This window comes from Marinobacterium sp. xm-m-312, assembly GCF_013283295.1.
Lineage (GTDB): Bacteria > Pseudomonadota > Gammaproteobacteria > Pseudomonadales > Balneatricaceae > Marinobacterium_E.
In genome coordinates, this window is sequence record NZ_WBYS01000001.1 from 323,108 (window position 1) to 339,505 (window position 16,398).

Below are 16,398 nucleotides of genomic sequence, written 5' to 3' on the forward strand. Positions count from 1 at the left end.
TCCGTTAACTTTTTGGTGAGCGTTTTTCAGACTCGAGTGTTTGAATTTGCTCCAACGAAGTCACCGCTTTATTGAGGTTTTGTTCTATTCGCTCTAAACGAGCTTCAAGCATCTGAAGGCGTCGCACCATGGCGTCTTCCCGGTCATTTTTCTCCTCTTCCTCTTTTTCGATAAAAAAGACAGAGAAGCTTGCGGTCAGCATTGAAAAGATCGCGATGCCAACCAAAATTAGAAGCATGCCAACGATACGCCCCTCAAGGGTGGTTGGAACAAGGTCGCCGTAGCCGACGGTTGTCATCGTGACCCAAGCCCACCAGAAGCCATCGATTGGGTTTTTAAACGCCGGATCCAGTCCAGAGATGAGGAAGGCAGCTAGTATCAGAAATCCTAGTGCGATCGCCAGAGTTACTCCAAGGTTATGCCGGCCTAACACCGAGCGAAGATCGCTAGATAGTCGTGTGAATATACTGGCAAAAATCAGCAGCCTAAGTGATCTTAAGACCCCGCTTTGCAGGCCTAAAGCGTTCAATAAAATCGGAATTCCGGTCAGCACGATGACCAGGCTCATCCAGTTGCCTTTTAGGTATCGCAGTCTGTTGTCTACTAACGCCAACATAACTACCAGATCTAAGGTAAAAAAGCCCCAGATCACCCAGTCGTTCAAACCGATAATGGCGAGCTGTTCGTGATGGTTTGTGGTTTGAAAATACCAGTCGATCAGTATCCAAAACGCCAGAAACAGAAGTGGCCACTCAAAAATGCTTCCCCACTGTTTGGCTCTGTGGTTCTCTCTAACATCAACGCCTTGGACCCCTAAAATGCCCATTAAACGGTTGTGCTTATTGTGCTGAGTCACCGGCTGATCTCCTGAATAGATAGATGAATATTATTTATGACACCGGTGACTTAAGCAAACTGTCATTCAGATTGACCACTCTGTATAATTCGCACAACTAAAATTTCGATTGGATAATCATGTTATACGACTTAGCCCGCTCTTTGATGTTTCGCTTAGATGCCGAGAAGTCTCACGACCTTGCACTGAGCAGTATGAACTTGGCCGCCGATCTGGGTATGCCGAAGCTTCTTGGTGCGAAAATGGTGGACGCTCCGACGGAAGTCATGGGGATTCGTTTCCCCAACCCCGTTGGATTGGCCGCGGGTCTGGACAAGAACGCGGGTGCTATTAACGGTTTGGCAGCCATGGGTTTTGGTTTTGTTGAAGTCGGCACCGTGACACCTCGTCCTCAACCAGGCAACCCTAAACCTCGTCTATTCCGTATTCCTGAGCACAGCGCGATCATCAATCGCATGGGGTTTAACAACCTTGGTGTAGATCGACTGATCGAGAATGTTGAGTCGTCTAACTTTAAAGGCGTACTGGGTATCAACATTGGTAAGAACAAAGATACCCCTAATGAAAATGCGGCCGATGATTACCTAATCTGTCTGCGTAAGGTCTACCCCTACGCTACTTATATTACGGTTAACATCTCCTCCCCGAACACGCCAGGTCTTCGTGATCTTCAGCAGGGCGATAGTCTCAACCTTCTTTTGGACATGCTGAAGAATGAACAAGCCCGCTTGGCAGGTATTCACGGCAAATACGTCCCGATCGCGATCAAAATTGCGCCCGACATGGATGAAGAGGGTTTCGTAACGACCGCTAATCTTCTCAAAACTTACGAGATGGATGGTGTGATTGCGACCAATACCACCATTGAACGAGGTGGTGTAGAGAGCTCTGAATTTGCAAAAGAGGCGGGTGGTTTAAGTGGTGCTCCAGTACGCAACCTATCGACTCGTGCTATCCAAATCTTGGCACGTGAGTTGGATGGTGCTTTGCCTATCATTGGTGCTGGTGGTATCACTGAAGGTTTTGACGCTGTCGAGAAGATCGAGGCGGGTGCTAGCTTGGTTCAGGTCTACACAGGCTTCATCTACCGTGGTCCTAAACTGATCACTGAAGCGGCTGAGGCGATTCGTGATCGTCGTTTGTTGGGACACCGTTAAGCTCAACGCTTTGACACTGAATAGCCGCTATCGATTAGCGGCTTTTTTGTATTTATAGAGCAGTGTTAGCGGGATGTGGCATAAACTATGATCCTCGGGATGACGTGTCAGTCGGTCCTGGTGCTCGTCATCACTTTTGACATAGTTGGATAGGGGGAGTACCTCAATAGTCAGCTGTTTATAATCCTCGCGGCTTTTGAGTATTCGGTGTGCCTCGTCCAAGTGTTCGCGCTCTCGACTGTAGATCCCCGTTCTGTATTTGGGACCAATATCTTGGCCTTGTTGGTTGATGCTGTAGGGATCGATTATTTCAAACAAGCACTCGATCAGCTCGCCTAGCGCTATCTGTTCAGGATCGAAGTCGATCTGTACACACTCCGCATAGCCATCGTACTCAGCGTCTGTCCTATTAGACGTGCCATTGGCTCGGCCTGCTTGCGTGCTAATGACGCCAGGAATATGCCTCATGAACTCTTGGACACCCCATAGGCAGCCTCCAGCGAAGTAAATCTGTTCCATTCGTTCTGCTTAACATTGGTGTTTAACTGTGAAGTGAGGATCTTAAAACGAAAAAGGCTCCTATGGGTATCATTAGGAGCCTTACTTGATTAAATGTTGTTAGTGATAACTTGGATTGACCTGTATCGCTGAAACACCTGATTGGCCATTCCAGTGGGCTTCTCGCCCTTCGCGCCATCCTGTCATCCAGTGGCTGCGTAAGTCTGTCGTAGATACCGGACAATCTGACTGTGATTTACCCTCCAGTCCGGCAGTAAAACCGCGTTTGTATAGTGAATTGCTACGTTCTCGTTTTTGTCTTTTCATATATACGCCTCGTATTGAGTGAGTATCTGCTTTCGCAGTGATGTTTTGGCGACAACAATTGGTAGTCACAGTTTAGTAATAGACCAGATTGGCAATTTAAAGTAATTGTATTGCTCAATTTAAATTCCCCTTCTAATAGATTTAACCTTTTCGCTTCAGCAGCAAAGTCGGCTGAATCAGTAACTTACAGATGAAGCGTAATGCTTTAAAATAGGGACAATATAGCGGATGAAAATTTTTCATTTCATTCGGCGTTAACCAAATTGAGTGTTGAAATGAAACTATTCGTTACCTGCCCTAAGGGCGTTGAGTCTCTACTGCTAGCCGAGTTGAAGTCGATCGGTATAGAGGGGTTAAAAGAGACTCAAGCAGGGGTTCAGGTAGAGGGTGATCTCGCCACAGCCTACACGATCTGTTTGTGGTCACGTCTTGCAAACCGAGTACTGCTGCTCTTGAAAGAGGCTGATGCGACCTCGACAGAAGCTCTCTATAACGACATTAAGTCGATTAATTGGCTGGAGCACATCCGGGCTGAGGGGACTCTAGCCGTTGATTTTAACGGCCGTAATGAGTCGATTAATAACACCCACTTTGGCGCTCTTAAAGTGAAAGATGCGATTGTTGACTCCGTTCGTGAAGAGACCGGCAGTCGTCCCTCTGTTGCCAAACAGTACCCTGATCTGCGCATCAACGTTCATCTGCGCAGAACGACAGCTCAGGTAGCGATTGATCTATCCGGTGAGAGTCTGCACCGCCGTGGATACCGACTTCAAACCGGTGCCGCACCGCTTAAAGAGAATCTTGCAGTAGCGCTATTAATGCGTGCGGGTTGGTCCAATCAAGGTGACTTTAAACAGCTCGTCGATCCTATGTGTGGCTCGGGAACTTTAATCACTGAAGCAGCATTGATGATGGCGGATATTGCGCCGGGTCTGTTACGTCGTCGCTGGGGCTTTGATCGTTGGTGCCAACACCAGCCGTCTATCTGGCAAGAGATCTACCAAGATGCAAAACAGCGCCGTGAAGCAGGGCTAAACAGAGAGGGTTACCCTCGTCTAAGTGGTTTTGATGCCGATTCAAGCGTTCTGCAGCGTGCAAACAACAACGCTCAAGCCTTAGGTGTCGAATCACTCGTCCATTTTGAACGTTGTGATCTGGCCAGCTTGTCACTTCCAACGCCTGAAGATAAAGGGCTGTTAATTACTAACCCCCCTTATGGTGAGCGATTGGGTGATCGTTCAAGTCTAAGATTTCTCTACAGCCAGCTGGGTGATTTCTTAAAAGCCCAAGCGCATCACTGGCGTGTGGGGGTGTTCACTTCGAACCCTGAGCTTGGCAAGGTGATGGGTCTGCGTGCAGACAAGCTCTACAAGCTCTTTAATGGCGCACTGCCCAGTCAATTATTGCTATTTACCGTCTACCCGCAGGAGGGTGTGCCGCAAAACAGTGCAGATTCCGATTCGGATGTTGCGCACCAAGATAGTGCACCCCTGTCTGAAGGGGCGCTGATGTTAGAGAACCGACTTAAGAAAAACCTTAAACAGCTCTCTAAGTGGGTGAAACGTGAGTCAATCGAGGCATACCGAGTCTATGACGCTGATTTGCCAGAGTACGCGGTCGCAATCGATCGATACGCTGATCAGATTGTGGTTCAGGAGTATGCGCCGCCTGCGAAAGTCGATCCTGTAAAGGCCTTTAAGCGACTTCAAGATGTGATGGCCGTTGTAGGAAGAGTGTTTGCTTTGGGCACAGACTCGATTGTATTGAAACAACGCAAGCGTCAGCAGGGCAGCGATCAGTATCAACGACAGACCGAACAGGGTGAGACGCTGACGGTACAAGAGCATGGCTGTCTGTTCGAGGTCAACCTAAGAGATTACCTAGATACAGGTCTTTTCCTAGACCATCGTCCTGTTAGGCAACAGATTCAGTCTCTCGCTAAGGGTAAACGTTTCCTAAATCTTTTCTGTTACACCGCTACCGCCAGTGTCCATGCGGCTGCCGGTGGTGCAGCCAGCACGACCAGTGTCGATATGTCGGCAACCTACCTCGATTGGGCCCGACGCAATTTTGAACTGAACAAACTTGACGCTAAACGTGCTGATTTTGTTCAAGCGGACTGTATTCAGTGGCTTGATCGCCCTCGTTCAGAGACCTTCGATCTCATCTTTATGGATCCACCGACCTTCTCTAACTCTAAGAGAATGTCTGACATCCTAGATGTGCAGCGTGACCACGTTATGCTGATTAAAGGGGCAATGGCGTTGCTTGAACCCGGTGGGCTTCTGATCTTTTCAAATAACTATCGCCGCTTTAAGTTGGACTACGAGCAGCTCGAAGCTTTTGAGATTGTGGATACTTCTCATCGTACGATTGATCCTGATTTCAAACGTAACTCGAAGATTCACTACAGCTTTGAGATCCGCCATAAGGCATAAAATTCGTTTAATGCCCAAAGTTGGTACGTTACTTGCTAACTAATGCACAGTCTTGCAGCACGGAGTTTGCTGAAAGTGAGTGATTAGTTTTTAAGTTATTGAAAGTAGATAGAAAAAACATTTTATCTTTTTTTATTAAGCCGTCTAAAACTCATCGCATAGTCATTAAATGCACCAAAAGTGTGCATGAAATATAGAGCTGCACCCTATATGTGCATTTCTAAGCAATTTGAGGAGATTAAGGGTGGAAACGATCAACAGTGCCGTTGAAACACTGGTACAAAGTTCCAATACACTATTCATTTTGATGGGTGCCATCATGGTATTCGCGATGCATGCTGGCTTCGCATTCCTTGAGGTAGGTACTGTCCGTCATAAAAACCAGGTCAACGCACTGGTTAAGATCATGACCGACTTCGGTTTCTCTGCAGTGGTCTACTTCTTTGTTGGCTACTGGATTGCCTACGACGTCACCTTCTTTGCCGATGCAGCCACTTTAGCGGAAGGTAACGGCTATGAGTTGGTGAAATTCTTCTTCCTAATGACCTTTGCGGCAGCGATTCCTGCAATTATCTCGGGTGGTGTGGCTGAGCGTGCTCGCTTCTACCCAATGCTTATCGCAGCTGCACTCTGTGTGGGTCTAGTCTACCCGTTCTTCGAGGGCATCATCTGGAACGGTAACTACGGTTTCCAGGGCTGGCTTGAAGAGACCTTTGGTGCAGGCTTCCACGACTTCGCTGGTTCTGTCGTAGTCCACGGTGTCGGTGGTTGGATCGGCCTAGCGGCTGTTTTGGTTCTAGGTTCACGTAAAGGTCGTTACCGTAACGATCGTGTTGTGGCGTTCCCACCATCAAACATTCCATTCCTCGCTCTAGGTGCATGGATCCTATGTATCGGTTGGTTCGGCTTCAACGTGATGTCGGCTCAAACACTGGACGGTATCTCTGGTCTGGTTGCAGTCAACAGCTTGATGGCAATGGTCGGCGGCATCATCGTTGCGACCCTTCTTGGTAAGAACGACCCAGGCTTCATTCACAACGGTCCGCTTGCGGGTCTTGTTGCGATCTGTGCTGGTTCTGACGTTCTACACCCAATTGGCTCGCTGTTTGTAGGTGGTATTGCCGGTGCACTATTTGTTTGGCTGTTCACACTGGCTCAGAATAAGTGGAAGATCGATGACGTACTGGGTGTATGGCCTCTACACGGTCTATGTGGCGCCTGGGGTGGTATTGCAGCAGGTATCTTCGGTAGCCAAGCACTAGGCGGTCTTGGTGGCGTAAGCCTAGGTGCTCAGGTTGTGGGTACTCTTGCAGGTATCGCAGTGGCCTTGATCGGTGGCTTCCTGGTTTACGGTATTGTGAATGCAGTAGCGGGCATCCGTCTGGATGAAGAGGACGAGTTCCGTGGTGCGGATCTAAGTATTCACCGTATCGAAGCCACTTCGGATGATCGCAAATAAGCGATTGATCCCGTTGCTCTAGGGAACCTGCGAATAAGTCCATGGCATCTCAGGCTTACAGTCGAATTCATCATCAAGGCGTGGTTTCGAAGGCCTAGCGGGCTAAGTCAAGAAAGCGCAACACAGAGGGTGGATTTGACTGTAAGCCCCCAAGGGCGTGGCCTGCAATATGCATCTACGGCGTTGCTCCTCTTGCTAAGGGCTACGGCCATTAGCGGCGAGAAGCGCCTTGTATCTGCACATTTCAGGTCTCGCTGAGATACTATGGACTTGTTCGCAGGTTCCCTTGCAACAATCACAAAAAAGCCGAGTTATTTAACTCGGCTTTTTTAATGTTAGATCGATGGTGGATTAGTGGTGGTGACCGCCAGCTCCATGAACATGACCGTGCTCAACTTCTTCAGCGGTTGCTTCACGTACTTCAACCACTTCAACATCAAAGTTGAGCGTTTCACCAGCAAGCTGGTGGTTGCCATCAAGAGTGATCTGGTCGCCTTCAACTTTAACAACGGTTACAGGCTGCTCCCCCCAAGGTGTTTGAGCCATAAACTGCATGCCAACATCGATATCATCAACGCCTTGGAACGCGCTGCGATCAACTTCTTGGATCAATTCATCACGAATCTCGCCATAGCCTTCAGCCGGTTCAACGGTAACCTGAAGTGCATCACCAACCGCTTTACCAGTTAGGGCGTTTTCTAGACCGGGAATGATGTTTTGAGCACCTTGTAGGTAGACAAGAGGATCCTGTCCTACAGAGCTATCAATCGTCTCGCCCAAAGCATTGGTAAGAGTGTAGTGAATAGAGACAACAGTTTTGTCAGCGATTTGCATCTTTCTCTCCTTATATTGGAGATGCAGACCATTAGTGAATCGCAGTGCTCCGTGAATGTAGGCGACTATGCTAACAAACTACAAGGGCAGGTTGTAGGGTAAATCACCGATGACTAAGAGCCGATGACAGGCTGAAGCCAGTCACGGTTACTCCGTAGATAGTTCAAAGCACCGGTGACAGTAATTTGCTCCTGCAATTACCGCATACAACACATCCGTGTACTTAACAGGTTTCAACCTGTCATCCTCTGTATCGGTCATCCGAAACCTCTATCTGAGCGTAAATATTGAAGTAAAAATCAACACCGAGGCGCACAATGAAGCTTATGAAAATATTAACCCTACTGGCAGCCGTTTTTGGCTTTAAAACAGCCTCAGCTGATACTTGCACTAACGTGCTGAATCATACCGTTCGTGAGCTAGCCGGTGAAAAAGAGGTCAACCTCTGCGAAGAGTACAAAGACAAAGTGGTCTTGATCGTCAATACAGCCAGTAAGTGTGGTTTTACCGGGCAGTATGAAGGTCTTGAAGCGATGCATGCTAAGTACAAAGACCAAGGCTTTGCAGTGTTAGGTTTCCCTAGCGGTGATTTCGCCAATCAGGAGTATCGTGAGGAGGGGCAGATCAGAGAGTTTTGTCGTTTAACTTACGGTGTTAAGTTCCCGATGTTTGAGAAGTCAGTGGTTCGTGGGGATCAAGCGAGCCCTCTATGGGCGGATTTGATTGCTGCGACAGGAACCGCCCCGAAATGGAATTTCTACAAGTACCTGATTGGCCGTGATGGTAAAGTCATTGATGTCTACTCAAGTGTCACATCGCCCGAAAACAGAGGCTTCATTAATACCGTTGAAAAGGCCATTGCGGTAGAGCCCAATTCATAGGATCAATATGCCAAGGATAGCTATTATCGGCGCTGGTTTAGCCGGTGCTACACTCGCCAATAGACTGACCTCTTCAGGTTTTACTGTTGATCTGTTTGAGAAATCACGAGGAACGGGTGGGCGTTTAGCCTCTTCTCGCGTGGGTCAACTCTCTGCTGATCTAGGTGCTCCCTATCTAGATGGCTGTTCCAGCGAGTTTGAGCGTTTCTTAAATGCGTATGTCGAAGCGGGTGTGATTGAGACCTGGATTACCACGCGCTCGGATTTTAGCCTCACACAACATGAGTCCGTTGAGTACAAGATCGGCGCGGGTCGTAACAGTCTGTTTACTCGTGAACTTCTCAAAGGTACTACTCTCCACACTGAAACCCGTATAGGTGTCGTGTGGAGCGATAAGCAGGGTGTACTGATTCGAGATGATCAAGGTGAACTGATCGACTATTTTGATGCGGTAGTTGTTGCCGCGCCCGCGCCACAGGCGGTGCCTCTTCTGGAAACCTCACCACGCTTTGCTCATCGCGCTGAGCAAGCAGCAACCTCAGCCAATTGGATTGCACTGTTTCAGTTAGAGACGCGACCATCGCGCTTAGACGGAGTCTCTGTGATTGAGGGAGAGCATCCAGAGTTCTACCGTATCGTGGTCGAGAGTGACAAACCTGGCCGAGAGGGGCTGTTGGTTCGAGTTGAAATGCGAGAATCTTGGAGCGAATCACACATTGATGATGATCGGGGGGCTCTGCTGAAAAAAATAGAGGGCTTATTGTCTGATTGGCTGGGTGAATCGATAGAGCCTAGCGCCTCAAAAATTCACCGTTGGCTCTACAGTCGAACTCTGCAGAGTGCTCAATTAACGGAACCTTTGTGGGATGCTGAACTTTCGATTGGCGCCTGTGGAGACTGGATTAATGAGCCCGGTTTGGCAGGAGCTTGGAAGAGTGCCAATGAATTGGCCGATGTCATTATTGACTCTTATAGTACAAGCGGTAGTCTGTCCTAACACCCGCATAGTTAAGATGGCACAGATTGATTGAGTTCGAATATACCCTAGAGCGATCCAGTAGACGTCGAACTCTGTCGATTCAAATCGACATGGGTAGAGTCGTTGTCAAAGCACCACTATTCATTAGTGAGGCTGATATTCACCAATGGGTTCTGAGCAAACAGGCCTGGGTCACGCCTAGGCTAGTACAACAGCAGAAAGCATTGAGTAAGCAGTCCATTGATCTGCATTCAGAGACTCTGGTCGTTAATGGCATCAACTACCAACTTGAGAAGGTCTCTCAATTAACACCCGAAGAGAAAACAATCTGTCACACTGGCCGTTGCGTCAGGGTTAAAGTCAATGCGCGCTCAACAGACCAGTCGATCAGACGCCAGCTTCAAGCTTCGCTAAAGGGTGCTGCCCAACAACAGTTGATTGCACGTACAGAGCAGTTAGTGGGCTTTACTGGTTTAAAGCCCTCATCCGTCAATATCGGTAGCTATACGAGTAAATGGGGGCAGTGTTCGAGTCGCGGTGAGATCTCGCTTAACTGGCGATTGATACACCTTTCACACACTCTGCAGGACTATGTAATTATTCACGAACTCTGTCATTTGAAAGAGATGAACCACAGTCCACGCTTTTGGGCCCTGGTCAGCCGCTTCTTTCCAGAGTATCAATTGGCCAAACAAGAGATAAAAGATCGCTTCGCCTACTTAAAGTGGTAGAAGTAAGTTGTTAGACTGGCGTGACTGTTTATTAGAGGTGTACGGTGCAATCGTTTCTATTTTCGACTGAAGATGATCGTGGTGGTGTGATTTTGTGTGATATCGACACCCTTGAAGAGGTCGTACCTTACCTTCAAGCACGATTCAAAGGTGTTATTCGTGTCGAGCAGGGGCGTCGTGCATGGACCATTGAAAATGGGATCGCAGACTTTACGCCACGTCCCATTACCGATGAAGACTTAGCTTAGCGGCGACGCTTTTTCTGGCTGCGCTCTTCGATACGAATCGGCTGCAGAACAGGCTTTTTAGACTGCATATTTGTGCTGATGATGTACAGTGCTGCAGCAATACACAGAGCGCCTAGAATAACCATTTCCATAATCACTTCTCTCTGTTTTTGTTAATTAAAACCACTCATCCTGTCTCTTCTTACGACGAGGAAGGTGGGGAAGGATCAATCCAACGACCAAACCTGCTAAGGCGATCAGTCCGCCATGGGTTAACCAGCGCATTAGGTTTGATTGATCCATATTAGCGACTTGAAACTCAAGTTCGCGAATCCGTTTATCTTTGATGACAAGCTCTGTGGTCGAGTCAGTCGCTTCATCGCGGTAGCTTGCCAACTCTGTTTCGAGTTGGGTAATTTGATCGTTTCTCTTTGCCAAATCTTCACTAAGCGACGCGACCTGCTGCTTTAGATCCGGTAGCTCAGTTTGTAGAGCTGTCAATTTACTTTGCCCCTCAGCTAGGTAGCGAGTGAGAACATAACCCTCTTTGCCATCGGCCAGTTTAATCTTGGTGTAATCTTTGCCGCGCTCTAACAGAGTAACGGGATCGCCACTGCGAACTCTAGAGACGATGCGGTATTCGTAAGAGGGACCGCTGTGCATGAAGAGTTGAACATCATCGGCGATATGGTAATCAGCCGCATAGAGTAGGCTTGACATAAGAAGAGCAAATAGAGAAAAAAATGAACGCATAGATGGGAAACTGCTTTACCTAGGTTATAGTGTAGATATGGGGGTGAATTTATCACTATCAACCTTACCCGCAGCTTAAATTTAGCCTTTTGGACGATTAACTATGCCTGATTTGCAATCTCTTATGGATACCTACTTAGTCCCTTGGTCTATCAATATCGCCACGGCTTTGGCCATCTTTGTGGTGGGTCGTTGGTTGGTCAAATTTGCAACCCGACTGCTTGAGAGAGGGCTGCACCGTACATCAATGGACAATATGCTGGTCAACTTTGTCCGCTCCGTCATCAGCATTCTGTTGACGCTGCTGGTTATCGTTGCCGCGCTGGGTCAATTGGGTGTTGATACCACCTCATTGATCGCTCTGGTCGGTGCCGCAGGTTTGGCAATCGGTCTGGCACTGCAGGACTCGTTGAAAAACTTTGCTGCGGGTGTCTTGCTGATCTTCTTCCGCCCATTCAAAGAGGGTGACTTTGTCGAAGTGGCTGGCATATCCGGCGTAGCTGAAGAGATCACGATTTTTAATACGGTGATGCGTACCGGAGATAACCGCGAAGTGATTGTGCCAAATGGTTCGATCTATTCAGGGATCATCACGAACTACAACCGTAGACCGACACGTCGTATCGATATGATCTTTGGTATCAGTTATGACGATGATCTGCGTAAAGCAAAACAGATCTTAACAGAGGTTGTGACGGCCGATAGTCGAGTCTTGGAGGATCCTGCCCCTAAAATTGCGGTATCAGAATTGGCCGATAGCAGCGTTAATTTCATTGTGCGCCCATGGGTTAAAACCGAAGACTATTGGGAGGTCCGTTGGGCACTGACTGAAGAGATTAAAGTGCGTTTTGATGCTGAGGGAATCTCCATTCCTTACCCGCAAATGGATGTTCATCTAAAAAAAGAGGAGGCCTAAAGCCTCCTCTGATTCTTTACCCTGCGGGTACTAACTCTCATCAGTTGAGAGCCCCAATCGTGCTTTCAGTGTCTGGTTTTCATGGGTTAGCTTCTGTATCTCCAAGCGATGCCCATGAATCACTTCGTACTGACGATCAACTTTCTCCTCTAACACCTTATTCGCATTTTTTAGCTTAGCGAGCTCGTTGTTAAGCTGTTCGTTATTGTCTTGCAGCGACTCAAACAGAGGGCTGTTTTCGGTTTCTGAGCTGCTCAGTTTTAATTCGCTAGCAATGTGAGAGAAGAGCGCTTTCAGATCGGCGGACTCCCGGTCGGAGTAGCGAATAGACTCTTCAATCGCTGAATGTGCACCTGCTGCGCCAATAGAGCCGGCTAATCGTTGCTCGAGTAGTCGATGAAACTCCATCAACTCGACAATGGTGAAATGAGTGCGAGCACCTAGCTGGAGGTCCGTCAAAATGCTGCCAAGTACCTGATCCGCCGCATCACTGCTTAGAAAACGGTTGAGAAGAAGCTCAGCCTCTTGGGTTTTCGGTTCACGCTCAATATAGGCTTCAAGCCCAGTGGGGCGGGCATTGCGATATCGGTCCGTTAACACCTCGTTAGTGGCGTTAAACAGCTCTTCTGTCTGGGCTCTCTCAACCTTACGAGGCTTGTAGAGTTTACTGCCAACCACATACAGCGTGATGTTAAACAAAAGTGACCAGAATACGCCGTGGGCGAGTGGGGGTAAAAACTCCAGTCCAAACAGTGCATTAGGACGCAGCCATGAGTGGCCAAACAATCCATTCGTCATAACACTGGCATCGATCCAACCCTCACCAATCATAGGCGGTAGCACTAAGGTGAAGCCCCAGAGAATAAAGCCAGACAATAAGCCCAGTGCTGCGCCTAAACTATTCCCTTTACGCCAAAATAGACCGATTAACCCAGCGGGTGCTAACTGCAGAACTGCCGCGAACGAGATTAAACCCAATGCAACTAACAAGTAAGGTGCATCGAGTTGGTTGGCAAACAGATGGGCAATTAACGCTATGCCTAGAATGAGTATCCAGCGCAGATGGAGCAGTGAGGCACCTAAATTGAGATTCGGTTTAAAACGACGCCAGATGGGAATCACCAAGTGGTTTGATGTCATCGTCGCTAGGGTAATCAGGGTAACGATCACCATACCCGTGGCAGCGGCAAATCCACCTAGGTAACCCACCAGGGCCATCACTTCACTATTTGCGAGCTTAGGTATCAGTAGAACGAACTGATCACCGGAGCTTTTTGGAAGCCCGAGCAACAGCCCGGCCAGTGCGATAGGAATAACAAATAGGTTGATGCCAAGCGTGTAGATAGGGAAGAGCGTCAGGGCGCTCTTGATGTGTGTCGTACCCGGATTTTCAACGACCGTGACATGAAACTGTCTTGGCAGCATCAAGATGGCGGCAGCACCCAGTATGATTAGGGCAACCCAGGTTAAAAGGCTGTCAGCTCCACCGAAGCTGTAAACCGGTTGTAAGTTGGCCTGCTCCGCCTGTGTGAAGAGATCGTCAAACCCATCAAACAGACCAAAGGTGACAAACAGACCCAGGGCAATGAAGGCAAACAACTTTACCAGACACTCGGCGGCTAACACGGCAATAATGCCCTGGTGGCGCTCAGTGGGATCAATTTTACGGGCACCGAAAAGAATCGTAATAAACGCGAGCGTCAGTGTGATGATGACAGCCGACCAGCTGCCTTGGGTTGCTGAGTCGTTAGTCAGTACATCAAACGCACTATTGATCGCTCGTAACTGAAGGACGATGTACGGCATCAGTCCTAGAATCGCAATGATGGTCACCAGAGCGGCAATACGCTGAGATCGTCTATATCGCGTTGATATGAAATCGGCAATGGACGTTAAACGAAAACTCTCTTTGGCCAGAACCATTTTTTTGATCGCTTTGGCACCAAAGAGTAGACCTAGAATGGCACCGATATAGATGGCAAAGAACTGGAGTCCGTTCTCAAGCGCGAATCCAACGCTCCCATAGAAAGTCCAAGAGGTAAAAAAGACCGCCAATGAGAGGGCGTAGATGGGTCCCTGGAAGCTAAGGCCAGACTGTTTCCTTACCTTACGCTCAACAAAAATCGCTAATGCAAACAGAAGAGCCATGTAGAGCAGAGCAATGCCTGTAAGGCTGGCAGTAGAAAACACGATCAGTGCTCCTTGTTCTCAGGGTGTGAACAGCCGCAGCTTTGTTCGGCAAGTTCTTGTTGATAACTGCTCTCAAGCTCACTGCCTGGAACCGGATCTATCCCACCATCAGACCCTGGATGGCAGCGTCCAATGCGTTTTAAACCGAGCAGTGTGCCTTTGAGGGGGCCGTACAGTTGAATCGCTTCGATCATATAGCTAGAGCAGGTTGGGTAGAATCGACAGCGCGGACCCAGTACAGGACTGATGAACAGTTGATAGAACCGAACCGTCAGTACGAGAAGATGTTCAAAAAAATGTTTAACCACACCGGACTCCTTATTGACGCAATGGTAGTCCTTTAACGCCAATAAACCAATCCGGTGGGGTCCCAGAAATAGAAAGAGTTAGGCCGCTTGAGAGGCCTTTTTCTCATCCAGTTGTAGTGTCTCAAGCGTTTTAGCCCGCACCGTACGAAGAAGATCGCTATTGGTCGCCAATGATTCACCGTAGGATGGAATCATCTGTTTTAGCTTCTCGGACCAGTTCGACTTCTGCATGCGCTCAGCAAAGCACTCTTCGATGATCGAGATCATCGTGCTGGTTGCCGTTGATGCACCCGGTGATGCGCCCAATAGTGCCGCTATCGAACCATCAGCTGCAGAGATCACCTCTGTACCGAACTCTAGCTTACCCTTGGTTTCATTGCCCGGTTTGATGATTTGGACACGCTGACCGGCGTAAGAGAGTTCCCAATCGTTCTCTTCAGCATCTGGGAAGAAGTTGCGAAGTGACTCTACACGTGAACCGTGCGTCTGCATTACTTCACTGATTAGATATTTGGTCAGATCCATGTTGTTGCGGGCAACTGACATCATTGGCATCAAGTTGTCTGGGCTCAATGACATCGGCAGATCCATCAACGAGCCATTTTTTAGGAACTTAGTAGTGAACCCTGCAAAAGGACCGAACAGCAGTGCTTTTTCACCATTGATAACACGGGTATCCAAGTGGGGTACTGACATGGGTGGCGCACCAATGGGGGCCATGCCGTATACCTTGGCTTGGTGACGCTCGATGACCTCTTTGTTCTTACAGATCAACCACTGACCACTAACTGGGAAGCCGCCGTACCCTTCACCTTCAGGGATGCCAGATTTTTGCAACAGAGGTAGAGCTCCACCACCGGCACCGAGGAAGACAAACTTCGCACGGACTTTGTAGGTGTCTGGCTTAGCAGAGTGTTTCAGTTTGACGCACCAACGGCCATCCTCTTCCTGTTTAAGATCTTGGACTGTTGACGACAGTTTGAGTTCGAAGTTGCCACTAACTTCAAGGAAATTGACCATGAAGCGCGCAAGTTCACCAAAGTTAACGTCCGATCCATATCGCACGCGAGTAGCAGCAATCGGCTGGTTATCTTCGCGGTTTTGCATCACTAGAGGCATCCACTCGCGAATTTGCTCAGGATCTTCGCTGTACTCCATCGCCTCAAAAAGAGGGTGCTGTGAAAGTGCTTGGTGGCGCTTACGAAGGAAATCGACGTTATCTTCACCCCAGACAAAACTGCAGTGGGGCGTTGTGTTGATGAACTTCTTAGGATGAGGAAGCGCACCTTTATTCACAAGGTATGACCAAAACTGCAAGCTGATCTCAAAACATTCGTTAATTGAGAAAGCTTTGCTGCAGTTAATTGAGCCGTCAGCCTGGCGAGGGGTGTAATTCAACTCACAATAGGCTGCGTGCCCAGTACCCGCGTTATTAAGACCATCGGTGCTTTCGCTAGCCACGTGGTTGAGACGTTCGACCATCATCATTTTCAGATTAGGGTCCAGCTCCTGGAGCATAACGGCAAGCGTCGTACTCATCGCTCCTGCGCCAACTAACAATACATCTACTTCTGAATCCATAACTCGACTACCATCTGTGTGTTGAACAAATGTGCCTTACGACTCAATCTCCTATAAGCTTTTGGCAAATAGGCCTTGGAAGTGAGGCGGTGGGTAACAGATAAATGTGTCACCCATATTTCAGTGGTGCCAATTATATTGCGCCGCATCATGGTTTCTAGTCTCTATCGCCTAACTGTTTTGTTATACAGCTATGACAGATAACTATAAGCCACGTAGTTACTGGACTTCGGCGAAATGGACGGTTTTTCAAGATAGACCAA

At 48.4% G+C, this 16,398-nt stretch carries 17 protein-coding genes; 8 read left to right on the plus strand and 9 right to left on the minus strand.

Annotated elements, in window-relative coordinates:
* Positions 1-4 precede the first annotated feature (4 nt).
* Entirely contained in the window at positions 5-856 is an 852-nt protein-coding gene (locus XMM312_RS01685) for an ion channel (RefSeq protein ID WP_173488591.1), read from the minus strand.
* A gap of 119 nt (positions 857-975) precedes the next feature.
* Here XMM312_RS01685 and XMM312_RS01690 point away from each other — a divergent pair, with 119 nt between their 5' ends.
* Positions 976-2,013 carry a quinone-dependent dihydroorotate dehydrogenase gene (locus tag XMM312_RS01690; RefSeq protein WP_173488592.1) on the plus strand — a complete coding sequence of 346 codons (1,038 nt, stop codon included), beginning with the start codon at positions 976-978 and terminating at the stop codon, positions 2,011-2,013.
* Positions 2,014-2,040: 27 nt separating this feature from the next.
* Here XMM312_RS01690 and XMM312_RS01695 read toward each other — a convergent pair whose 3' ends face one another.
* Together XMM312_RS01695 and rmf are read right to left on the minus strand one after the other, a co-directional pair.
* Complete coding sequence (locus tag XMM312_RS01695; RefSeq protein WP_173483285.1) at positions 2,041-2,532, minus strand: peptide-methionine (S)-S-oxide reductase; 492 nt, start codon at positions 2,530-2,532, stop codon at positions 2,041-2,043.
* Positions 2,533-2,631: 99 nt separating this feature from the next.
* Positions 2,632-2,838, minus strand: a complete 207-nt coding sequence (gene rmf / locus XMM312_RS01700) for a ribosome modulation factor (protein ID WP_173480583.1) — start codon at positions 2,836-2,838, stop codon at positions 2,632-2,634.
* Between the two features lie 275 nt (positions 2,839-3,113).
* Here rmf and rlmKL point away from each other — a divergent pair, with 275 nt between their 5' ends.
* Entirely contained in the window at positions 3,114-5,276 is a 2,163-nt protein-coding gene (rlmKL, locus tag XMM312_RS01705; RefSeq protein ID WP_173488593.1) for a bifunctional 23S rRNA (guanine(2069)-N(7))-methyltransferase RlmK/23S rRNA (guanine(2445)-N(2))-methyltransferase RlmL, read from the plus strand.
* A 244-nt stretch (positions 5,277-5,520) separates the two neighbouring features.
* Positions 5,521-6,735 carry an ammonium transporter gene (locus XMM312_RS01710; protein WP_173484656.1) on the plus strand — a complete coding sequence of 405 codons (1,215 nt, stop codon included), beginning with the start codon at positions 5,521-5,523 and terminating at the stop codon, positions 6,733-6,735.
* 351 nt (positions 6,736-7,086) lie between these two features.
* On the opposite strand, the gene XMM312_RS01715 is transcribed toward XMM312_RS01710, so the two are convergent.
* Positions 7,087-7,569, minus strand: a complete 483-nt coding sequence (locus XMM312_RS01715; RefSeq protein WP_173480586.1) for a peptidylprolyl isomerase — start codon at positions 7,567-7,569, stop codon at positions 7,087-7,089.
* Positions 7,570-7,886: 317 nt separating this feature from the next.
* On the opposite strand from XMM312_RS01715, the gene XMM312_RS01720 reads away from it, so the two are divergent.
* From XMM312_RS01720 to XMM312_RS01735, 4 genes are read left to right on the plus strand one after another with little or no spacing between them, the layout of a single operon-like run.
* A complete protein-coding gene (locus XMM312_RS01720; RefSeq protein WP_173480587.1) occupies positions 7,887-8,450 on the plus strand; it encodes a glutathione peroxidase in 564 nt (187 codons plus the stop codon).
* 7 nt (positions 8,451-8,457) lie between these two features.
* A complete protein-coding gene (locus XMM312_RS01725; RefSeq protein WP_173488594.1) occupies positions 8,458-9,447 on the plus strand; it encodes an NAD(P)/FAD-dependent oxidoreductase in 990 nt (329 codons plus the stop codon).
* Positions 9,448-9,473: 26 nt separating this feature from the next.
* Positions 9,474-10,160, plus strand: a complete 687-nt coding sequence (locus XMM312_RS01730) for a M48 family metallopeptidase (RefSeq protein ID WP_173488595.1) — start codon at positions 9,474-9,476, stop codon at positions 10,158-10,160.
* Between the two features lie 44 nt (positions 10,161-10,204).
* Positions 10,205-10,408 carry a hypothetical protein gene (locus tag XMM312_RS01735; RefSeq protein WP_173480590.1) on the plus strand — a complete coding sequence of 68 codons (204 nt, stop codon included), beginning with the start codon at positions 10,205-10,207 and terminating at the stop codon, positions 10,406-10,408.
* On the opposite strand, the gene XMM312_RS11580 is transcribed toward XMM312_RS01735, so the two are convergent.
* A complete protein-coding gene (locus XMM312_RS11580; RefSeq protein ID WP_256368467.1) occupies positions 10,405-10,539 on the minus strand; it encodes a hypothetical protein in 135 nt (44 codons plus the stop codon). The genes XMM312_RS01735 and XMM312_RS11580 overlap by 4 nt on opposite strands.
* A gap of 25 nt (positions 10,540-10,564) precedes the next feature.
* Positions 10,565-11,140 (minus strand): TIGR04211 family SH3 domain-containing protein, encoded by a 576-nt coding sequence (locus XMM312_RS01740; protein ID WP_173488596.1) that lies wholly within the window; start codon positions 11,138-11,140, stop codon positions 10,565-10,567.
* A gap of 103 nt (positions 11,141-11,243) precedes the next feature.
* On the opposite strand from XMM312_RS01740, the gene XMM312_RS01745 reads away from it, so the two are divergent.
* Positions 11,244-12,056, plus strand: coding sequence for a mechanosensitive ion channel family protein (locus XMM312_RS01745; protein ID WP_173480592.1), 813 nt, complete (start codon positions 11,244-11,246; stop codon positions 12,054-12,056).
* 30 nt (positions 12,057-12,086) lie between these two features.
* Here the strand turns inward: XMM312_RS01745 and XMM312_RS01750 are convergent, their stop codons facing one another.
* From XMM312_RS01750 to mqo, 3 genes are all read right to left on the minus strand, one after another.
* A complete protein-coding gene (locus tag XMM312_RS01750; protein ID WP_371740230.1) occupies positions 12,087-14,246 on the minus strand; it encodes a hypothetical protein in 2,160 nt (719 codons plus the stop codon).
* 2 nt (positions 14,247-14,248) lie between these two features.
* Positions 14,249-14,554, minus strand: coding sequence for a membrane protein insertion efficiency factor YidD (gene yidD, locus XMM312_RS01755; protein WP_371731412.1), 306 nt, complete (start codon positions 14,552-14,554; stop codon positions 14,249-14,251).
* Positions 14,555-14,632: 78 nt separating this feature from the next.
* Positions 14,633-16,135 (minus strand): malate dehydrogenase (quinone), encoded by a 1,503-nt coding sequence (mqo, locus tag XMM312_RS01760; protein ID WP_173480594.1) that lies wholly within the window; start codon positions 16,133-16,135, stop codon positions 14,633-14,635.
* Positions 16,136-16,398 lie beyond the last annotated feature (263 nt).

What these genes read in the sequence shown, in the direction of transcription:
- XMM312_RS01725 (WP_173488594.1), top strand. Translation starts at nt 8,458, where the DNA reads ATGCCAAGGATAGCTATTATCGGCGCTGGTTTAGCCGGTGCTACACTC.
- XMM312_RS01695 (WP_173483285.1), bottom strand. Translation starts at nt 2,532, where the DNA reads ATGGAACAGATTTACTTCGCTGGAGGCTGCCTATGGGGTGTCCAAGAG.
- XMM312_RS01740 (WP_173488596.1), bottom strand. Translation starts at nt 11,140, where the DNA reads ATGCGTTCATTTTTTTCTCTATTTGCTCTTCTTATGTCAAGCCTACTC.
- XMM312_RS01715 (WP_173480586.1), bottom strand. Translation starts at nt 7,569, where the DNA reads ATGCAAATCGCTGACAAAACTGTTGTCTCTATTCACTACACTCTTACC.
- mqo (WP_173480594.1), bottom strand. Translation starts at nt 16,135, where the DNA reads ATGGATTCAGAAGTAGATGTATTGTTAGTTGGCGCAGGAGCGATGAGT.
- rlmKL (WP_173488593.1), top strand. Translation starts at nt 3,114, where the DNA reads ATGAAACTATTCGTTACCTGCCCTAAGGGCGTTGAGTCTCTACTGCTA.
- XMM312_RS01720 (WP_173480587.1), top strand. Translation starts at nt 7,887, where the DNA reads ATGAAGCTTATGAAAATATTAACCCTACTGGCAGCCGTTTTTGGCTTT.
- XMM312_RS01745 (WP_173480592.1), top strand. Translation starts at nt 11,244, where the DNA reads ATGCCTGATTTGCAATCTCTTATGGATACCTACTTAGTCCCTTGGTCT.
- XMM312_RS01690 (WP_173488592.1), top strand. Translation starts at nt 976, where the DNA reads ATGTTATACGACTTAGCCCGCTCTTTGATGTTTCGCTTAGATGCCGAG.
- rmf (WP_173480583.1), bottom strand. Translation starts at nt 2,838, where the DNA reads ATGAAAAGACAAAAACGAGAACGTAGCAATTCACTATACAAACGCGGT.
- XMM312_RS11580 (WP_256368467.1), bottom strand. Translation starts at nt 10,539, where the DNA reads ATGGAAATGGTTATTCTAGGCGCTCTGTGTATTGCTGCAGCACTGTAC.